A 19,326-nucleotide genomic window follows, 5' to 3' on the forward strand; every position below is an offset into this window, starting at 1 on the left:
GGCCGCGAAGCCCGGATCGTTCATCGCGGCCCCGCGCCGCTTCTTTTGGGAGGATTCGTCCTATGGCGAACAAGAAATTGCGCACCCCGCTTTGCGACCTGCTGAACATCGAGGTGCCGATCCTTCAGGCCGGCATGGGGGGGGTCGCCTTCGGCCCGCTGGCCGCGGCCGTGTCCAAGGCGGGCGGGCTTGGCACCATCGCCGCGATCTCGCCCACGCCGGCGCGGGTCGAGGAAGAGATCAAGCTGGTGCGCAGCATCACCGACAAGCCGCTCTGCGTCGACATCGGCTTTCCCGCCCGCGCGCCCAAGGATCTGTCCGAGGTCCAGCTGGACAAGATGCCCGAGCCGCTGGAACGGCTGCAAAAGGAGATCGAGGAACTGGGCGTCGAGGTGAAGCCGGTCGACGACCAGGCCATGAGCATCGAGGACGCCAAGGAAAAGCTGGAGATCTGCTTTCGTCACAAGGTCGAGGTGGTGGCCTGCGCGCTCGGCACGCCGAAATGGGCGGTCGAGGCCTGCCATGAAAACGGCGTCAAGGTGATCAGCGTCGTCGGCTCGGCCCGCCATGCCCGCTCGGCCATCCGCAACGGCGCCGACGTGGTGGTGGTGCAGGGCACCGAGGGCGGCGGCCATACCGGCGACGTGGGCCTGAACACCCTGCTGGCCGAGGTGCTGGAATTCGCTACCGTGCCGGTGGTGGCGGCGGGTGGCATCGTCAACGGCGCGCAGATCGCCGGCCTTCTGACCGCGGGGGCGCAGGGCGTCTGGGTCGGCACCCGCTTCATCGCCACCCCGGAATCGAGCGTGGGCCCGAACTACAAGCAGTCCATCGTCGAGGCCGATTACGACCAGACCATCCGCTCGCTGCTGTTCGACGGCCTCTATGTCCGCCAGATCAAGAACCGCTACACCGAGGTCTGGGAAGGCCACGAGGACGAGATGCTGCCCTATCCCTTGCAGCGCAAGGCGCAGGGTCCGGTGCGCTTTGCCGCCGCCGCCGCCGACCTCAAGGACCACCAGGCGCTGCCGGCGGGGCAGGGGTCCAGCGTGATCCGCGACATCCTGCCCGCGGGCGCGGTGCTGGAGCGGCTGGTCGAGGAAACCGTGGCGCAGCTTTCGAGCCTGCAAAACCGGGTTCAGTTCGGCTGAGAAACAGGCATCGTTCCGGCCGCGGGGATCGCGCGGCCGGAACGGGCATCGAGCGAAGGGGGGATTATCTTGACCGAACAGACTGCGACCGCGCCGCGCCCGCTGGAAGGGGTGCGGGTTCTCGACCTGACCGTTGCGCTGGCGGGGCCTTACGGCACGCTGCTGCTGGCGGGGCTGGGGGCCGAGGTCATCAAGATCGAGGCGCCGCAGGGCGGCGACATCGCCCGCTTCAACCCGCCCTTCTACGGCAAGGACGGCATCCATTTCGACGCGCTGGAGGATGGCGACATCTCGCTGTCGATCCTTGCCCGCGCGCGCTCGAAGAAATCGGTCTCGCTGGACCTCAAGACCGACGACGGCCGGCGCATCTTCCACGAACTGGTCAAGCATGCGGATGTGGTCTTCGAGAACCTCAGCGACGGCGTGGTCGAGCGGCTGGGCGTCGACTACGAGACGCTGCGCAAGATCAACCCGCGCATCGTCTACGGTTCCGTCACCGGGCTGGGCCGGCCCAGCCTTTATCCCGGCGTCAAGGCCATGGACATCACCGTGCAGGCGCTGAGCGGGGCGATGGACACCACCGGCTACCAGGACGGCCCGCCCATGCGCTTCGGCCTGCCGATCAGCGACCTGCTGGCGCCGCTTTACGCGGTGATCGGGGTGCAAGCGGCGCTGCGCCAGCGCGACCGGACGGGCAAGGGCCAGCATGTCGTCGTCTCGATGCTGGAATGCCTCAGCTCGCTGCTGGCCTTCGAGCATTTCGACGTGTTCCAGCGCCACGGCTTCCCGGCGCGGTCCGGGAATTATCACAACCGGCTGACGCCCTTCGGCGTCTATGCGACCCGCGACGGCCATGTCTCGATCGCCGCGGCCAACGATGCCTGGACGCGCTCGATCTTCGAGGCGATGGGCCGGCCGGAGTTGATCGAGGATCCGCGCTTTGCCTCGCGCGGGCCCAGGGCGACGAATGCGGACGTGCTGAACCGGCTGATCGAGGACTGGACCAGCCAGCACAGCTCGGAGGAGGTGATCCGCATGCTGGCGACCGAACGCAGCGTGCCCTGCGTGCCGGTGCGCACGGCGCTGGAAAGCCTGTCCGACCCCGCGCTCTTCGCCGCCGGCACCCTGCAGCAGCTGGAACATCCGGTGGACGGCAAGATCGACGCCGTCGGGGGCGGGGTGCCGATCCACATGTCGGGCTCCGCCGTGGGGCTGGAACGGCCGGCGGCGCTGCTGGGATCGGACAATGCCGGGGTGCTGGGGCAGTTGCTGGGGCTGGATGATGCCGCCCTGGCCGAACTCAAGGCGCGCAATGTGATCTGATCTTGCGCCAGGGGGGGCGCGCCGGCTTGCGAGCGCCCCCATGGCGACCATCCCGGTCCCGGACCAGCAGGCGATCCGGGACGCGGAGTTGCGGATCGCGTCGAAATTCGACCCCGACTGCTGGCCGGAACGCGACCGCGAGGGCGGCTTTCTCGAGGCGTTTTATTACGCCTGCGTGGGCGGCGGCTGGCTGGGCATCGCCATGCCCGAGGCCTATGGCGGGACCGGGATCGGCATCACCGAGGCGGCGGTCTTCTTGCAGGCCATGGCGGAAGCGGGCGGCGCGGTGCAGGCGGTCTTTGACCGGCCCATCGGCCAGAACCAGGGCATCCGGCATCCCTTGGCGCAGAACTGGGCGAAGCTGATGATGCTGCATGCCGCAAGGCTGTGGGACGAAGGCAAGCCCTGCCGTTTCCGAAGCGAAAGCGGCCAAGCTGCTGGCCTTGCAGGCGGCGGTGGCGACCTGCCAGAACGCGATGCTGACCCATGGCGGCTAGAGCTATGCCAAGGAATACCATGTCGGGCGCTTCCTGCGCGCGGTGATGATCCTTTATATCGCCCCGATCATCCCGCAGCTCATTCTGTCCAACATCGCCGAGAAGAGACTCGGCCTGCCGAAGTCGTATTGAGGGCACCGCCCGCCGGGGCGGCCAGCGGGATTCCCAGGGCATACCATAATTTCGTATTGCAAAATTAAATTCCTAAAAGTAGATTTGCGCGAGGGCGCGGCGCAGGGCCGCGCATGGGGAATTCGCAAGATGGATGTGCTGGCCGCGGGGGTGTCCCCCGGTTGACCGGGCATGGCTTGCAGGGGGGAAGGGGAAGCCATGTCTTTCAGTCTGTTGGATGTCCGGGACCGGCTTGGGGTGCAACCGGGGCGCATGTTCATCGGCGGCAGGTGGGTGGACTGGGACGGTCCGCGCTTCGACCAGGTCAGCCCCGCGACCAACGAGGTGATGACCAGCTTTGCCGAGGCCGGTCGGCGCGGCGTGGACATGGCCGTCGCTGCCGCCCGCCGGGCCTTTGACGAAGGGCCCTGGCCGCGCATGGCGGCGCAGGACCGCAAGCGCATGCTGCAGCGCATCATCGAACGCATCTACGACGCCGAGGAGGAGCTCGCGCAGCTGCAGACGCTGGACAACGGCATTCCCTATCATTTCAGCCGCAACTCGCGCCTGTCGGGCAAGGCCTGCGCCGACATCTTCGACCATTACGCCGGCTGGATCGACAAGATCACCGGCGAGACCTATCCGCAATTCTCGGACGCCTCGAACTTCCATTACATGAGCTTTCGCGAGCCGGTGGGCGTCGCCGGGCTGATCACCGCCTGGAACGCGCCGCTGGCGATGTTCGCGATGAAGGCGGGGCCGGCGCTGGCCTGCGGCTGCACCGTGGTGCTGAAACCGTCCGAGAACACCAACCTCGCCGCCACGCGGCTGGCACAGATCCTTGCCGAAAGCGACCTGCCCGAGGGCGTGTTCAACTTCGTCACCGGCGCGGGCGGGACCGGCGCGGCGCTGGCCGGCCATCCCGGCGTGGACAAGGTCAGCTTCACCGGCTCGGCCGCGGTGGGCGAACGGATCGCCAATGCCAGCGGGCTGAACATGAAGCGGCTGTCGCTGGAGCTGGGCGGGAAAAGCGCGGGCATCGTCTTTCCGCAGGCGCGCAGCGTCGCGGGGGCGGCGACCACGCTGATGGGGCTGTGTTCCACCTTCCTGTCGGGGCAGGTCTGCTCGACCTCCAGCCGGGCGCTGGTGCATGTCTCGGTGCTGGACGAATTTGTCCACCACGCGACCGAGCAGGTCAGGAACGTCCGCTTCGGCAATCCCTTCGACGCCGCCACCACCTCGGCGCCGATGATCACCAGGGCGCATCTGGAACGCGTGCTGGGCTTCGTCGAAAGCGGCAAGGCCGAGGGCGCGATGCTGGCCTTCGGCGGCGACCGGCCCGGCGGCGATCTGGCGAACGGCAACTGGGTCAACCCGGCCATGTTCGTGGGCGTGACCAACGACATGCGCATCGCCCGCGAAGAGATCTTCGGCCCGGTCCTGTCGGTCATCCCCTTCGAGACCGAGGAAGAGGCGATCCGCATCGCCAACGACAGCGAATACGGGCTGGCCGGGACGCTCTGGACCGCCGACGTGACGCAGGCCTTCCGGGTGGCGCGTGCCATCCGCTCGGGCTCGGTCGGCATCAACGGCTATGCCAGCATCCCCAACGCGCCGATGGGCGGCGTCAAGCGTTCGGGCATCGGGCGCGAGGGCGGCTGGCCGGCCATCGAGGCCTTCACCGAGCTGAAGACCATCAATTTCAATCTCGACATCTGACGGGGAGAACCGGGACATGCGCCTCAAGGACAAGCGCGCCATCGTGACCGCCGCCGCCTCGGGCATGGGCGCCGCCGGCTGCAAGCTTTTTGCGCAGGAAGGCGCCACCGTCGCGGTGGTCGACATCCACCCCGAGCGGACGCAGGCCGTGGTGGACGAGATCCTGGCAGCGGGCGGCAAGGCCAGGGGCTTCGTCGCCGACCTGTCCAGGCCCGAGGAATGCGGCCGGGTGATCCGCGAGGCCGCCGATTGGCTGGGCGGGCTGGACCTGCTCTGGGCCCATGCCGGCACGCCCGGCCCCGCGCAATTCGAGGAGATGGAGAAGGCGGATTACGACTTTACCGTCAACCTGAACCTGACCTCGGCGGTGCAATGCGCCGCGGCGGCCGGCCCGCTGATGCGCCAGCGCGGCGGCGGCTCGATCCTGTTCACCTCGTCGGTGGGCGGGCTGGTCGGCTCGATGATGGCGCCGATCTATTCCATGGCGAAATTCGGGGTGATCGGCCTGACCATGTCGCTGGCGCAGCGCTATGCCGCGGACGGCATCCGCGTGAACGCGATCTGCCCCGGCCCGGTGGACACGCCGATGCTGCCCTTGTTCTTCGGCCGCAAGGGCGACGAGGACAAGACCGAGGAGAACCGCCAGAAGCTGATGGCCATCGTGCCGATGGGCCGCGCCGCGCAACCCATCGAGATCGCGCATGGCGCGCTGTGGCTGCTGTCGGACGACGCGTCCTTCGTCACCGGCATCGCGCTGCCGGTGGACGGCGGCTACACCTGCCGCTGACGGGATGGGGGACGACATGATCTGGCAAGGACGAACCGACAGGCTGTTCATCGGCGGCGAATGGGTGGCACCCAGTTCCGGCACCTTCGTCGAGGTGATCTCGCCCATGACCGAAGAGCCGGTCGCCAGCGTGGTCTCGGGCGACAGGGCCGATGCCGACCGCGCCGTGGCCGCCGCCCGCATGGCCTTCGACCACGGCCCCTGGCCGCGCATGGCGCTGCCCGAGCGGATCGAGGTGCTGGCCCGGCTGCGCGACCTGATCGCCGAGCGGCAGGATCTGATCGCCAGGCTGGTCACGGCTGAGAACGGCTGCCCGATCAGCACCTCGCAATGGATGCAGGCCGCCGGCCCCAGGGTGCTGATGGACGTGTTCTTCGAACTCGCGCCGCAATACCCGTTCAGCGACCTGCGCCGCACGCCACTTGGCAACGGGCTGGTGCTGCGCGAGCCGATGGGCGTGGTCGCCGCCGTGGTGCCCTGGAACGCGCCGCTGCTGCTGGCAATCCTGAAGATGACTCCGGCGCTGCTCTGCGGCAATACCGTCATCCTCAAGCCGGCGCCGGAAACCCCGGTCAACGCCTATCTGCTGGCCGAGCTGGTGCAACAGGCCGGGCTGCCGCCGGGCACGGTCAACGTGCTGCCCGCCGACCGCGAGACCAGCGAATACCTGTGCCTGCATCCGGGCGTGGACAAGGTCAGCTTCACTGGCTCGACCGCCGCCGGGCAGCGCCTGGGCGGGCTTTGCGGGCAGGAGATCCGCCGTATCACGCTGGAGCTGGGCGGCAAGTCGGCGGCGATCATCCTCGACGATGCCGATATCCCCAAGGCGGTCGAGAACCTGCGCCTTGCCTCCTTGCGCAATTCGGGGCAGGTGTGCAGCAACAAGACCCGGATCCTGGTGCCGCGGCGGCGCCGCGACGAGATCCTGGATGCCCTGGCGGCCATGGTCGGCACCATGCCGGTAGGGGACCCGATGGACCCGGCGACCGAGATCGGCCCGATGGTCAGCGCCCGCCAGCGCGACCGGGTCGAGGGCTATGTCGCCAGGGGCAGGGCCGAGGGCGCGACGCTCGTCCTCGGCGGCGGCCGCCCCGGCCACCTGGGCCGCGGCTGGTTCGTCGAGCCGACGATCTTCGCCGACGTGGACCAGAACGCGACCATCGCACAGGAAGAGATCTTCGGCCCGGTCCTCGCCGTGCTGAACTACGACAGCGAGGACGAGGCGGTGGCCATCGCCAACAATTCGCAATACGGGCTGCACGGCTCGGTCTTTTCGGGTGACGACGGCCATGCGGTCGCGGTCGCACGCCGCATCCGCACCGGCTCGGTCGACATCAACGGCGCCGGGGCGGGGTTCTATTCTCCGCTCGGCGGCTTCAAGAAGTCCGGCATCGGCCGCGAGGCGGCGATCGAGGGCTTCGACGCCTATGTCGAGATGAAATCCATCGGCCTGCCCGCAGCTTACGCGGAAACCTTCGCCTGATCGCGGCATTTTCGGAAGAGACGACCATGCCCCGCCTGACCCCCTCGACACCGGCCCCGACGCGTGCCGTCCCGGCCGCCGGCGCCGCGGATAGGATCCCGCGGAAGCTGGCGCATAGGCAGATCACCGCCTTTCCCGCGGGCCCTGGCGCTTTCGATGCGGACCCGGCCGCAAGATGCCCGTGCCGCAATGGCCCAGGCGGGCGCCAGCGGTCGGCGCCATCCCTGCCGATGGTTGGACGCCAAGATCCAGGCCATGAGCGACAGGCTGGTCATGGGGGATGGCTTCAGCATCACCGGCCTCTTCGCCGAGCGGGCCGCGTCATGGAAAGGGCAGGCCGACAAGGTCGCCGACTACGGGTTGGTGGGCGACCTGTTCAGCCTGGTGCCGGAACTGACCGGCAAGCTCTGAACTTCTCTGTTCCGCAAATACTCCGGGGGGAGCGCCCCTGCGGCCCCATCGAGGGGCCGCCGGGGCGCGGGGGGCAGAGCCCCCCGCCCCACCCCGCAACCGCCACCAGCCAGCCAGGGAGGCCGAGCCATGTCCGAAATTGAACGCGAGTCGATGGAATACGACGTTGTGATCGTCGGCGGCGGCCCGGCGGGGCTGTCGGCGGCGATCCGGCTCAAGCAGGTGAACCCCGACCTCAGCGTCGTGCTGCTGGAGAAGGGCTCGGAGATCGGCGCGCATATCCTCTCGGGCGCCGTGCTCGACACCGCCGGCCTCGACAAGCTGATCCCGGACTGGAAGGACAAGGGCGCCCCGGTCAGCACCGAAGTCACCCAGGACAATTTCTACATCCTCGGCCCGCAGGGTCAGGTCCGCGTCCCGAACTGGCCGATGCCGCCCCTGATGTCGAACCACGGCAAATACATCGTCTCGATGGGCAATGTCTGCCGCTGGCTCGCCGAGCAGGCCGAGGCGCTGGAGGTCGAGATCTTCCCCGGCATGGCCTGCTCGCAGCTGGTCTACGAGGGCCAACGCGTCGCGGGCGTCGTCGCCGGCGAGATGGGGCTGAATGCCGACGGCACCCCCGGCCCGGCCTACGAGCCCGGCATGGAACTGCGCGGCAAATACGTGCTGATCGCCGAGGGCGTGAGGGGCTCGCTGGCGAAGGAACTCATCCAGAAATACGACCTCTCCGCCGGCCATGAGCCGCAGAAATTCGGCCTCGGCATGAAGGAGATCTGGGAGATCGACCCCTCCAAGGCCCGCCCCGGCACCGTCACCCACACCATGGGCTGGCCCTTGGGCAAGAACGCCGGCGGCGGCAGCTTCATCTATCACCTCGAGGGCAACCAGGTCCTGGTCGGCTTCGTCGTGCACCTGAACTATGCCAACCCCTATCTCTATCCCTACATGGAGTTCCAGCGCTTCAAGCACCACCCGATGGTGGCGGAGCTGCTGGAGGGCGGCAAGCGCGTGGCTTACGGCGCCCGCGCCATCTCCGAGGGCGGCTGGCAGTCGATCCCGAAGCTGGCGGTGCCCGGCGCGGCGCTCTTGGGCTGCTCGGCCGGGCTGGTGAACGTGCCGCGGATCAAGGGCAACCACAACGCCATGCTCTCGGGCATCGCCGCGGCCGAGGCGGCGGCGGCCGCCATCGCCGCCGGCCGCGCGGGCGACGAGCTCACGGACTACGAGGCCGACCTGCGCTCCGGCCCCATCGCCCGCGACCTCAAGCCGGTCCGCAACGTCAAGCCGCTGTGGTCGAAGCTGGGGCTGTGGCCGTCGCTGGCGCTTGGCGGCTTCGACATGTGGGTGGCGAACCTGACCGGCTGGAACCCCTTGGGCACCTGGAAGCACGGCAAGACGGATGCCGAGGCCACCGGCAAGGCCGCCGATTTCCAGCCCATCGACTATCCCAGGCCGGACGGCAAGCTGTCGTTCGACCGCCTCACCAACGTGGCGTTTTCCTTCACCAACCACGAGGAAAGCCAGCCCTGCCACCTGAAGCTGAAGGACCCCGCGATCCCGATCGCGGTGAACCTGCCGCTTTATGCGGAACCCGCGCAGCGCTACTGCCCGGCCGGGGTCTACGAGGTGCTGGAGGGCGAGGGCGGCCCGCGCTTCCAGATCAACTTCCAGAACTGCGTGCATTGCAAGACCTGCGACATCAAGGACCCCAGCCAGAACATCAAATGGACAACGCCTCAAGGCGGAGACGGGCCGAATTACCCGAATATGTGACAAGGGAAACTTGTCGATCGCCAACCCTTCTTGGCGGTCTGATCGCCGAGGATAGGGAATAATCCTGCCAGTTTCTTGAGGCAAATCCTTGCCCGACAGCAGGAGGCAGGCATGCAGGACTGTAAGCGCAACTTGATCGGCGGCGAATGGGTTTTGCCGCAGGGAGGCGCGAGAAATACACGGCGAAATGCATCTGGCTGTCGTCGAACTGGATAAGCTGGCGCTTTTCCCATCGGCCGTTGACCCATCCTGGGAATCGTTCGGATTTTTCCTTTGCTGCAAGGATCTCGGCGGTGTTGTCCTTGTAATAGTCGTCGCGCGTGTCCCAGATCTTGGTGCCTTGATTGGTGATCCGAACGTGGGGATAGTGGTTTATATCGGCGAACTTTTCAGCATCGTTTCCGATGAACGCGGCGAGAATCTCATCAAGAAATGCACAGCCTTCCTTGAGATGCGGCTCGACCGGATTCGCGCAGTCGTCGCGGATCGGGAACTGTTCCGGTTGCGTTCCGTCCTGGGCGCAGGCGGCGCCGATGCTCAACATCGAAACAAGCGATACCGCAGCGATTAGCTTACCAAGCATGATGGTTTATTCTCCTTGCTATGGGTAATGTTTTTCGAATCGTGCAGGCTATGGCCGCATCGTCGGGTTGTTCAGATTGTTCGTCCCCGGCCGTCGGGTGAATGGCTCGCAAAGCCATCTCGCCCGCACAATCACATTGCTAACGGGTTTCAGTTGATAGGAAAAGATTATTATATCTTGCTATATGATAGGAAAAATTTAGCTTTGATTTCCTGCCGGATCTGGCTGGAAATCAGCGCATCGGCTTCCGGCGGCCCGGAGTCCTCAGCCGATTTTCTGCCGCGCGGAGTTGGACATATGCTCGATGAAGGCTCGGGCGGCGGGGGACATGCGCCTGTTGTCGGGAAACAGGATGCTGATGCGGCCCCAGAGGGAATGCCATTCCGGCAGGATCTGCTTCAAGGTGCCTTGCGCCAGGGCCGTTTCGCAGGTCTGGAGCGACAGCAGGCCGATGCCGCCGCCTTCTATGACCGCGTCCCGGATCATTGCCGAATCATTGCTCACCAGCACCGGCCGGTGCCGCAGCGTGTAGCTTGCCCCCTTGTCGTTGCGCAGCTTCCAGCTGCCCGCCCAGCCGGCCGAAAGATAGTCGCCGCCGACGCTGACGGTCGGCAGCTGCTTTATGCCCTCCAGCGTGATTCCGGGATGGCGGGCAAGGAACGCCGGCGAGGCCACGAGGATGCTGCGCGTCTCGCCCAGCTTGCGCGTCAGAAGCGAGGGATTGCTGCGCTCATTGACCTCGGCCATGATCGCCAGATCGAAACGCTTGTTGATCAGGTCAACCTTTTCCGTCGTCACGTGCAGTTCCAGCCGCACCTCGGGGTAGTCGCGGAGGAAGTCCGTCACGAATTTCGGGCCAAGATAGCGCGCTAGCCCCGGCAGGCAACTGACCCGCAGATCGCCCGACACGCGCGACCTGAACTCGACGGCGATGGCTTCGGCGTCCTCAAGGCTGCTCTCGACGATCTGCCATTGCTCATAGATCGCCCGGCCGGCTTCGGTCAGGCGCAGGCTGCGGGTCGAACGAAAAAGCAGCTGGGTTTCCAGGTCGCTTTCCAGCCGCTGGATATGGCGGCTGAGCTTGGCCTTGCGCTCGCCCGTGGCGCGTTCGGCAGCGGTAAAGCCGCCATGCTGCACGACCATGCCAAAGCTGCGCAGATCCTCGAAATTCATTTCCGCAGCATAAATTGGAACCATTTATGAAACAATATGCATCTTCCGGGTTGCGCGGAGAGGACGAGGGCGCCCCGTCGCTTTGACGGTTTCGATGCCGGTGAGCGACCTGCGGGATCCCGCCATGCAGATCGTCACGCAGGATGTCAGCGCTGAAGGTGCGCGCATCGTTTGCGGGGGGAAGACGGCCATCCGACAGGACCGCGGTCGTTTCGTCGAACGGGCGCCTTTCATCGCTCCAGCCTGCGGGTCGCGCCGCAGGGGGGGCAGCAATCCACATCCGCCGCCCCCTGTCCGGTCTTATCGAGCGGGAACGCCGTTCTACCGGATGTTGCGCTTGAACCCTCCGAGTCCGCTGGCATAACCTGCCCCGGACGCGACGAAGCCGGTCTGTCTGCTGGATGCTGCGGCTGTCGTCGGACCGGGGCCTTGGCCGCTCCGACCGACCGGCGTTCTGCATTTTCACCGCACATTGGGAGATTGCCTTGCTTCGGTTCACCTTGAGACAACTTTCCTATTTCCGCGCGACGGCCGCACTGGGCAGCATTGCCAGCGCGGCAAAGGAACTGGGCGTTTCGACTGCGGCGATCTCTGCCGCGATCGACAATCTCGAAGCGATCGCCGGCACCAGGCTGTTCAACCGATTTCCCGCGCATGGCGTCAAGCTGACCCCTTCCGGCGAAATCCTTGAGCAGATGGCACGCGGCGTATTGGCCGAGGCCGAGAAATGGGCGCAGGGCGCACGCAACTTGCGCACCGATGCCGGCGGCAAGGTCCAGATCGGAACCTATCTCGCGCTCGTCTATGTCTTCGCCATTCCGATCCTGATGCGGAACCGGGAAATCTGGCCCAAGGTCGAACTGGACTTTGTCGAGAGCAGCCACCCCAATCTTTTGGAGCAGCTGAACAAGGGCCATATCGACATCATGATGCTCTACGATCTCTGCTTCGAGCGTGAGGGCTATGACGTGGTCGATCTGGCCAAGGTCGAGGCCAAGGTGGTCTTGCCCGCCTCCAGTCCCTTGGCGGGCAGGAAACGGCTTGCGCTGGGGGATCTGGAGGGGCTGTCCTATGTGCGGCTGGACCGGGAAATTCCCGGACGGACGATGCTGGATCTGCTTTACGCAAGGGGGATCAAGCCGCCAATAGCGTTTTCGTCCTCGTCCTATGAGCTGGTCCGGTCTGCGGTCGGCAAGGGCCTCGGTTTCACCTTCAGCATGTTCCAGCCGCATAATGCGATCACCTATCAGGGGGACAGGCTGGTCTGCATACCGCTGGAAGAGCCCCTGCAGCAGGTCAGGATCATTGCCGCCTGTCGCAAAGGCCGGCTGCAGGAGGACATCATCCGCAACGTGATTTCCAGTTGCCGCCACGTGCTGGAAGCGGCGGATAGCCGCAACTGATGCAATTGCAGGCAATCCGGCCTCGTTGAAGGGCTCTGGATCAGTGCCTTGAATGCGCCCTTTGGGGTGATCATGCAGAGAAATGGACCGGCTTGTCGGGTTTTCGGAAAGACGCCCCATCCTGGGCGCTTTTATCGGCATCTTTGGATTGTCGGGTCCGCCTTGGCCAAGCGCAGGTTGCGGGTCGAATAGGCTAGGCAGTTGGCCTCCAGATTGTAACTGCTGAACTTCCCCCGTGCGCGCGCCCGAATGCCGAGAACCTGCCATGCCGGCCGACAAGATCGAAGCTGCGCAAGGCGTGACGTCCCTGTCCTTGATCGGGCCTGTCCTTGATCGGGATTGGGACGATTTGCGAGACAATCTGTATTTGCATAACCGACTACAGCCAGCGCCTGACCCGGACTAGCCTGATGAGGGGAGCATGAAAAGGGGGGAGGACTGGACATGGACAAAGAGGCCCGCACCTGGCTGATCACCGGGGCCGACAAGGGCCTGGGGGCGGCGGCGGCGCGCGCAGCCCTGGCCCAAGGCGACAATGTCGTGGTGACGGTCCTTGCGAAGGATGGCGATCACGGCCTTGCCGCGGAATTTCCAGACCGGATGCGGTCGCTGCACCTTGATGCGCGCGATATCCACCGCACCGCTGATGTGGTCGCCCGCGCCCTGTCGTTCTTCGATCGCATCGACGTATTGGTGAACAACGCCGGCTATGGCGTGGCTGCGCCGGCCGAGGAAACGCCCGCCGACACCTATCGCGCCTTGTTCGAGGTGGGCTTCTTCTCGCTTGTCGAGATGACGCGCGCGGTGTTGTCGATCATGCGGCGTCAACGCGCAGGCCACATCATCAACCTGTCCTCTATCGCCGGTTTCAGCGCATATCCGGGCTTTGCCTTCTACAGTGCCGTGAAATTCGCGGTCGAGGGCTATTCGGAGGCGCTTTCCAAGGAGGTGGCCCCCTTCGGCGTCAAGGTGACCATCGTCGAGCCGGGCGCCTTCCGCACGGATTTCCGTGGCCCATCCCTGGTCAGCGCGATCAATCCAGCGTCGGACTATGCCGATCTGAACCGTGCCCTGGCCGGCGTGTCGCAGGCAAGCGGGCGGCAACCCAATGATCTGGAAAAATTCGGCGCGGTGTTGTGCAAGATCGTCGCGCAAGAGAAACCGCCATTGCGCCTGCCCTTGGGCGAGGACGCGGTCGAAGCCCGCCGCACCACGGTGGCCGCGGTAGGGGACGAGTTGCAGGCCTGGCTCGACCTGTCGCGTTCAACCACATTCGCCAATTGAGAGCGGCGGCAGGCAAGGCCCGCCGCATCATTTCCCGTCTACCGAAGCATGTGCCCGGATCGCTGCCGATCCGCCGTGCTTCGGCAATCCCAAACAGGAGCAAACGCATGTGGCAAGGTCGATACGATCAGCTTTATATCGGTGGCCAGTGGATCAAGCCCGCATCGGACGGGCGTATCGAAGTGATCTCGCCCTTCACCGAAGATGCCCTTGGTTCGGTGCCCGACGGAACCCGCGAGGATATGGACCGCGCCATCGCCGCGGCCCGCGAGGCTTTCGACCACGGTCCCTGGCCCCGCATGCCGCTGGCCGAGCGCAAGGCCGCCGTCGCCAGGCTGGGGGCGCAGTTCCGGGCCCATGAAGATACGCTGGCCGAGCTTGTCTCCACCGAAATGGGCTGCCCGATCACCATGTCGAAAGGGATGCAGTCCATCGGCGCGCGGCTGTTGATCGACAGCTATCTCGAGATCGTGGACGACTACCCGTTCCGCAGCTTCCGCCGTTCGCGGACCGGCAATGCGCTGGTCACCCGCGAGCCGATCGGCGTGGTGGCGGCGGTCGTGCCCTGGAACGCCCCGCAGCTGGTGACGATGATCAAGATCATCCCGGCGCTGCTTGCGGGCTGCACGGTGGTTCTGAAGCCGGCGCCCGAGACGCCCTTCGATGCCTATCTGCTGGCAGAGATGGCCGCGGCGGCAGGCTTTCCCGCGGGTGTGATCAACATCGTCCCTGCGGGGCGCGAGATCGGCGAATACCTCGTCACCCATCCTTCGGTGGACAAGGTTTCCTTTACCGGCTCGACCGCGGCGGGGCGGCGGATCGCCAGCCTGTGTGGCCAGGATCTGCGCCGGGTTTCGCTGGAACTGGGAGGGAAATCGGCGGCGATCATCCTGGACGATGCCGATTTCGACCAGGCGGTCGAGATGCTGCGCACCGCCTCGCTGCGCAACAACGGGCAGGTGTGCAGCGGCAAGACGCGGATAGTGGTGCCCGAACGGCACGCCTCGGAACTGATCGACCGGATCGTCGCCCTGATGGATTCGATGCCGATCGGCGATCCGCTGGACCCGGCCACGCAGATCGGGCCCTTGGTCAGCAAGCGGCAAAGGGACAGGGTCGCGGACTATCTCGCCATCGGGCAGGCCGAGGGTGCCCGGATCGTTCGCGGCGGCGACCGCCCCCTCGGGCTGGATCGGGGCTGGTTCATCGACCCCACGCTGTTCGTCGATGTCGACCGCAAGATGCGGATCGCGCAGGAGGAGATCTTCGGCCCAGTGCTGACGGTGCTGACCTACAAGGACGACGAGGACGCGATCGCGATCGCCAACGATTCGGCCTATGGGCTGAACGGTGCGGTCTTCAGCGGCGATTTCGACCGGGCGCTTGGTGTCGCCAGCCGCATCCGCAGCGGCGTGGTCGAGCTGAACGGCAATCTGGTTGGTTTCCATGCCCCGATCGGCGGCTGGAAGTGCAGCGGCATCGGCCGCGAGGCCGGGCTCGAGGCTTTCGACGCCTATGTCGAATGCCGCTCCATCGGCATGCCGCGCGAAATGGTGGATGCGCTGGAGAAATAGCGGCGCAATCAAAAAGGAAAGCCCGCCCGGCCATCTTGGCCCAGGGGGACATAATGACCGCACATCAGTCTTCAAAATCGGGAGGAAGGAATGGTCCATGGAATTTGCCGGCTTCTGGCAGCAGGTCTGATGACCTCTGCCCTGGCGGCCACCGCACAGGCGGAAACGCTGAAGTTCGCGCATGTCTTTCCCGCAGATCATTATCTGTGGACGCAGGGCGGCAAGGTTTTCGCGGAAGCGGTCACCAAGGCATCCGAAGGCCGGATCGCCTTCGAAGTCTATCCTGCCGGTCAACTGGGCAAGGATGTCATTGCGGTGCAGCGGTCGGGCCTGGCGGAACTGGCCATGGTGATCCCGGCCTATTCGCCCGACAAGCTGCCGCTTTCCTCGGTGGCCGAACTGCCAGGGATGTATGCCTCCGCCTGCCAGGGAACGCGGATGTTCTGGAATGTGGCCAAGCCGGGCGCGATCCTGGACGAGCTGGAACTGAAGGGGCAGGGAATGCGCGTCCTTTTCGCCTCGACCATTCCGCCGCTCAAGATCGCGACCAAGAACAGGCCGGTGGGGGGGCTCGCGGACCTGAAAGGGTTGAAGCTCCGCGCGGCTGGGTCGGCCATGAACAAGACGGTTCGTGCATTGGGGGCGACGCCGATCCAGCTGACCGCCGGCGAAATGTTCGACAGCCTGTCGCGAGGCACCGTCGATGGCGCCTTGTGGTATTATCATTCGACGCCGACATTCGGGCTCGAGGATGTGCTGAACAACGCGGTCGAAGGGGTCGAACTTGGCGGCGGCACGTTGCTTTACACCATCAGCACGACGGCCTGGGATCGGCTGAGCCCCGAGGACCAGGAAATCTTCGCCACCGCTGCCGCAGATGCTCAGACCGCGCTTTGCGAATGGCTGGACGCCGAGGAAAGCCGGGTGCGCGACGACCTGGCTGCCAACCACGACTGGCAGATTTCCACCCCGCCGGCGGAGGAGATGGAACAATGGCAGGCGCTGATCAACGACGTCACCGTTTCCTGGGCCAAGGAAATCGAGGACAATGGGCAGGCGGGCACGCAGGTGCTGCAAGCCTTCCGGGACAGCGCCGAATAGGCACGACGCATCGGAGCGGCATCTCTCCAGGTGCCGGTTCCTTCGTCGTTCGATGGAAAGCTTCGGCGGACCGACATCCATCCTGAAAAGCCGATAGCCGCGAGCGGCTGGCAGCAAGGTATTGAAAATCCATGGAGAGTTTCGACTACATCGTAATCGGCTCTGGTTCGTCTGGGAGCGTGGTTGCGAGCCGTCTGTCGGAGGATGGTCGCAACCAGGTTCTGCTGCTGGAGGCTGGGGGCCATGCCGACCGCTTCTGGGTGCATGCGCCGGCCGGGATGGGGCGGCTGTTCCTGGAAAAGGCGATCAACTGGGCCTATTTCACCGAGCCGGGCGCCGAGATCAACGGCCGCAGCATCTACTGGCCGCGCGGCAAGACCGAAGGCGGCACCGGCGCCGTCAACGGCATGGTCTACATGCGCGGCCACCCGCTGGACTTCGACCGCTGGGCCGCGCTGGGCGCCGAGGGCTGGGGCTGGGACGAGGTGCTGCCCTATTTCATCAAGTCCGAATCGAACAGCCGCGGCGCCAGCGCGTTCCACGGCGGCGACGGCCCGCTGCGGGTCAGCGACCCGCGCCAGAAGCACCCCACGATCGAGGACTACCTGCGCGCCGCCGAGAATGCCGGCGTCCCGCGCGTGGCCGACCTGAACGCCCCGCCCTACGAGGGTGCGGATTTCCACCAGCACACCATCCGCGACGGCCGGCGCGAGACCAGCTACACCGCCTTCGTCAAGCCGGTCCTGCACCGGCGCAACCTGACCGTGATGCGCAAGACCCGCGTGCTGCGCATCCTGGTCGAGCGGGGCGAGGCGACCGGCGTCGAGATCCTGCAGGGCGACCGGCGCCATGTGATCCGCGCCCGGCGCGAGATCGTGGTCTCGGCCGGGTCGCTGAATTCGCCGCATCTGCTGATGCTGTCGGGGATCGGCGAGGGGCGGATGCTGGCGGCGCAGGGCATCGCGGTCGCGCGCGACCTGCCGGGCGTGGGCCGGAACCTGCAGGACCACTGGTTCGGCCCGATGATCTGGGAGGTGACGCGGGGCAGTTCCTACAACGACGCCCTGCGCGGGCTGGGGAAATACGTCGAGGGGGTCAAATACCTGCTGGCGCGGCGCGGGCTGCTGGCCCTGTCGGTCTCGGCCTCGGCGGTGTTCGCGCGCAGTTCGGACGCGCTGGCGCAGCCGGACCTGCAGATGGTGCTGCGGCCGGTGTCCTACACCTTCCATCCCAAGGGGGCGGTGATGGTGGACGGCTTTCCCGGCGTCAGCGCCGGGGTGGTGCTGCTCAACCCCGGCTCGCGCGGGCATGTGTCGCTGAGATCGCCCGACCCTCTGGCGGCGCCGGCCTTCCAGCCGAACTACCTTTCCGACCCCGACGACGGGCGGCGCACGGTCCTGGGCCTGCGGCGGATGCGCGAGATCATGTCCCGCGACCCGGTGGCGGCCCGCGTGGTGGCCGAGCGGCTGCCGGGGCCGGCGGTGCAGGAGGACGAGGCGCTGCTCGAGCACATCAGGGCCCACGGCAATTGCGGCTGGCACCAGGTCGGCACCTGCCGGATGGGGCGCGACGCGTTGTCGGTGGTGGATCCGCGGCTGCGGGTGCATGGCATCGGGCGGCTGCGTGTGGCGGACGGGTCGGTCATGCCCACGATCACCTCGGGCAATACCAACGCGCCCTGCATCATGATCGGGGAAAAGGCGGCGGACATGATCCGGCAGGACGCCCTGCCGCGCCGCGACACAAGCTGAACATCGGGAGGGACCAAGATGACGGCAGATTTCACCCATCCGGGACGGGAAACCGCGCGGGACTGGGCGGTTGAACCGACCTCCACCAGGTTTCGAGAGGAAGAAATCCCCTGCCAGGACGCCACCGAAACTTCTGCATGAATTCAGGCGCCAGATCCTCGCGGAATACCATGTCGGCCAAAGCCAGCATGCACTCTGCCCGACGAACCGGCGGAACAGATCCTGCATCTGTGCCATCCATGGTCACGCGGATCGGGCCGAGGCCCCGCGGTGATGAGCGGACGGGTTGTCTAGCCGCAGTTGGGACGTCAAGCGGGAAGCTGTCGAGATGACGCTGCCGGGCGCGGGGTCGTCTTCGCGGTCGACATCGGTCGCCGCATGATCGAGCCGGTGACTGCGCCGGCTCGGCGCAAGGCGCCTCGGTGGTCGAGAAGCTGTCGGTCCCGCCGCGTGGATCGGTATCGAGATAACCGGCGCGATCCGCTCCAGCGCCGCGACTGGCGCGCCGATGCCGAAAGCGCCGAGGAACAGGTCGGGCGACAGGGCCTGCAGCGATTCCGAGTGCGGTGCGTGGAAGAAGCCGAGGTTCATCGTCTCGCAAAGGCGCTGCATCGCGGATCAGCATCCATGTCTGCGTCGTCGACAGGCCGATGCGCTGCCCGATCTCGGCATTGCCGAGCCCCTCCCAGCCGATGCTGTTCGAAGGCCAGCCGCGTGCGCGGCGGCAGGTCCGCCCGCGCGCACCTGACGATGCGAAGCGCTGCCGGTCATGGACGATGGTTTCCGCGCCCGGCGACGGGTCGGGGACCTGCCGCCGCGCGTCGTCGCCGACCTGGTGGATGGTGACAGAGTGCCGCCGGCACTCGTGGTCTATCACCAGATTGCGGGCGAGCGCACTGTCATGACCCACTCCGGGAGCGCAAGCCGCTTCCCTGGCATTCTTGTCGGATGTCGTTCGCGGCGTTTCAGCCACATTGCGCGCCGGTCATGATCATCCCGCGGCCATGGGCGGGATGGGCCGGGCGGTCCCGCCGGCCCGCCCGCGCTGCGTCGCGAAAATACACCAGCCTGGCCCGGCCGAAACGACGTTGGGGCCCGCCATATTGCCAAGGCGGGCCGTTTCCCGCATCATGCGTGGTCGACAATGGATCGCTTCCCAGAGATGACGCCTCGCGCCCTGCTGCGCCGCGCCTGACAGG

At 66.2% G+C, this 19,326-nt stretch carries 16 protein-coding genes; 13 read left to right on the top strand and 3 right to left on the bottom strand.

The window, feature by feature from the left end:
* The first annotated feature begins 62 nt into the window (after positions 1-62).
* From E3U25_RS12715 to E3U25_RS12750, 8 genes are all read left to right on the top strand, one after another.
* Positions 63-1,151 (top strand): NAD(P)H-dependent flavin oxidoreductase, encoded by a 1,089-nt coding sequence (locus tag E3U25_RS12715; RefSeq protein ID WP_116222661.1) that lies wholly within the window; start codon positions 63-65, stop codon positions 1,149-1,151.
* A gap of 69 nt (positions 1,152-1,220) precedes the next feature.
* Entirely contained in the window at positions 1,221-2,474 is a 1,254-nt protein-coding gene (locus E3U25_RS12720) for a CaiB/BaiF CoA transferase family protein (RefSeq protein ID WP_116222662.1), read from the top strand.
* A gap of 40 nt (positions 2,475-2,514) precedes the next feature.
* Positions 2,515-3,171: an acyl-CoA dehydrogenase family protein gene (locus tag E3U25_RS12725; RefSeq protein WP_244295293.1), complete on the top strand. Its 657-nt coding sequence runs from the start codon at positions 2,515-2,517 to the stop codon at positions 3,169-3,171.
* Positions 3,172-3,301: 130 nt separating this feature from the next.
* A complete protein-coding gene (locus E3U25_RS12730) occupies positions 3,302-4,801 on the top strand; it encodes an aldehyde dehydrogenase family protein (RefSeq protein WP_116222663.1) in 1,500 nt (499 codons plus the stop codon).
* 16 nt (positions 4,802-4,817) lie between these two features.
* Positions 4,818-5,588, top strand: coding sequence for an SDR family NAD(P)-dependent oxidoreductase (locus E3U25_RS12735; RefSeq protein WP_116222664.1), 771 nt, complete (start codon positions 4,818-4,820; stop codon positions 5,586-5,588).
* 16 nt (positions 5,589-5,604) lie between these two features.
* Positions 5,605-7,071 (top strand): aldehyde dehydrogenase, encoded by a 1,467-nt coding sequence (locus E3U25_RS12740; protein ID WP_116222854.1) that lies wholly within the window; start codon positions 5,605-5,607, stop codon positions 7,069-7,071.
* 255 nt (positions 7,072-7,326) lie between these two features.
* Positions 7,327-7,482, top strand: a complete 156-nt coding sequence (locus E3U25_RS12745; RefSeq protein WP_166435564.1) for a hypothetical protein — start codon at positions 7,327-7,329, stop codon at positions 7,480-7,482.
* 129 nt (positions 7,483-7,611) lie between these two features.
* Positions 7,612-9,258 (top strand): electron transfer flavoprotein-ubiquinone oxidoreductase, encoded by a 1,647-nt coding sequence (locus tag E3U25_RS12750; protein ID WP_116222666.1) that lies wholly within the window; start codon positions 7,612-7,614, stop codon positions 9,256-9,258.
* On the opposite strand, the gene E3U25_RS12755 is transcribed toward E3U25_RS12750, so the two are convergent.
* Positions 9,206-9,841, bottom strand: a complete 636-nt coding sequence (locus E3U25_RS12755; RefSeq protein ID WP_147304540.1) for a hypothetical protein — start codon at positions 9,839-9,841, stop codon at positions 9,206-9,208. The genes E3U25_RS12750 and E3U25_RS12755 overlap by 53 nt on opposite strands.
* 264 nt (positions 9,842-10,105) lie before the next feature.
* Positions 10,106-11,014: a LysR family transcriptional regulator gene (locus E3U25_RS12760; RefSeq protein WP_166435590.1), complete on the bottom strand. Its 909-nt coding sequence runs from the start codon at positions 11,012-11,014 to the stop codon at positions 10,106-10,108.
* 485 nt (positions 11,015-11,499) lie between these two features.
* Here E3U25_RS12760 and E3U25_RS12765 point away from each other — a divergent pair, with 485 nt between their 5' ends.
* From E3U25_RS12765 to E3U25_RS12785, 5 genes are all read left to right on the top strand, one after another.
* Positions 11,500-12,417, top strand: coding sequence for a LysR family transcriptional regulator (locus tag E3U25_RS12765; protein WP_208861646.1), 918 nt, complete (start codon positions 11,500-11,502; stop codon positions 12,415-12,417).
* A 444-nt stretch (positions 12,418-12,861) separates the two neighbouring features.
* On the top strand, positions 12,862-13,701 hold the full coding sequence (locus tag E3U25_RS12770) for an SDR family NAD(P)-dependent oxidoreductase (RefSeq protein ID WP_116222670.1): 840 nt from the start codon (positions 12,862-12,864) through the stop codon (positions 13,699-13,701).
* A gap of 107 nt (positions 13,702-13,808) precedes the next feature.
* Positions 13,809-15,275 (top strand): aldehyde dehydrogenase, encoded by a 1,467-nt coding sequence (locus tag E3U25_RS12775; protein ID WP_116222671.1) that lies wholly within the window; start codon positions 13,809-13,811, stop codon positions 15,273-15,275.
* A gap of 129 nt (positions 15,276-15,404) precedes the next feature.
* Positions 15,405-16,376: a TRAP transporter substrate-binding protein gene (locus E3U25_RS12780; RefSeq protein ID WP_166435592.1), complete on the top strand. Its 972-nt coding sequence runs from the start codon at positions 15,405-15,407 to the stop codon at positions 16,374-16,376.
* A gap of 131 nt (positions 16,377-16,507) precedes the next feature.
* Positions 16,508-18,127 (top strand): GMC family oxidoreductase, encoded by a 1,620-nt coding sequence (locus E3U25_RS12785; RefSeq protein ID WP_116222673.1) that lies wholly within the window; start codon positions 16,508-16,510, stop codon positions 18,125-18,127.
* A gap of 243 nt (positions 18,128-18,370) precedes the next feature.
* Here the strand turns inward: E3U25_RS12785 and E3U25_RS12790 are convergent, their stop codons facing one another.
* The gene (locus tag E3U25_RS12790; RefSeq protein WP_116222674.1) at positions 18,371-18,739 is read right to left on the bottom strand and encodes a hypothetical protein; all 369 of its coding nucleotides are present in this window, start codon (positions 18,737-18,739) and stop codon (positions 18,371-18,373) included.
* Positions 18,740-19,326: the final 587 nt, after the last annotated feature.

Origin of the sequence: Paracoccus versutus (assembly GCF_029909795.1) — a bacterium.
Lineage (GTDB): Bacteria > Pseudomonadota > Alphaproteobacteria > Rhodobacterales > Rhodobacteraceae > Paracoccus > Paracoccus versutus.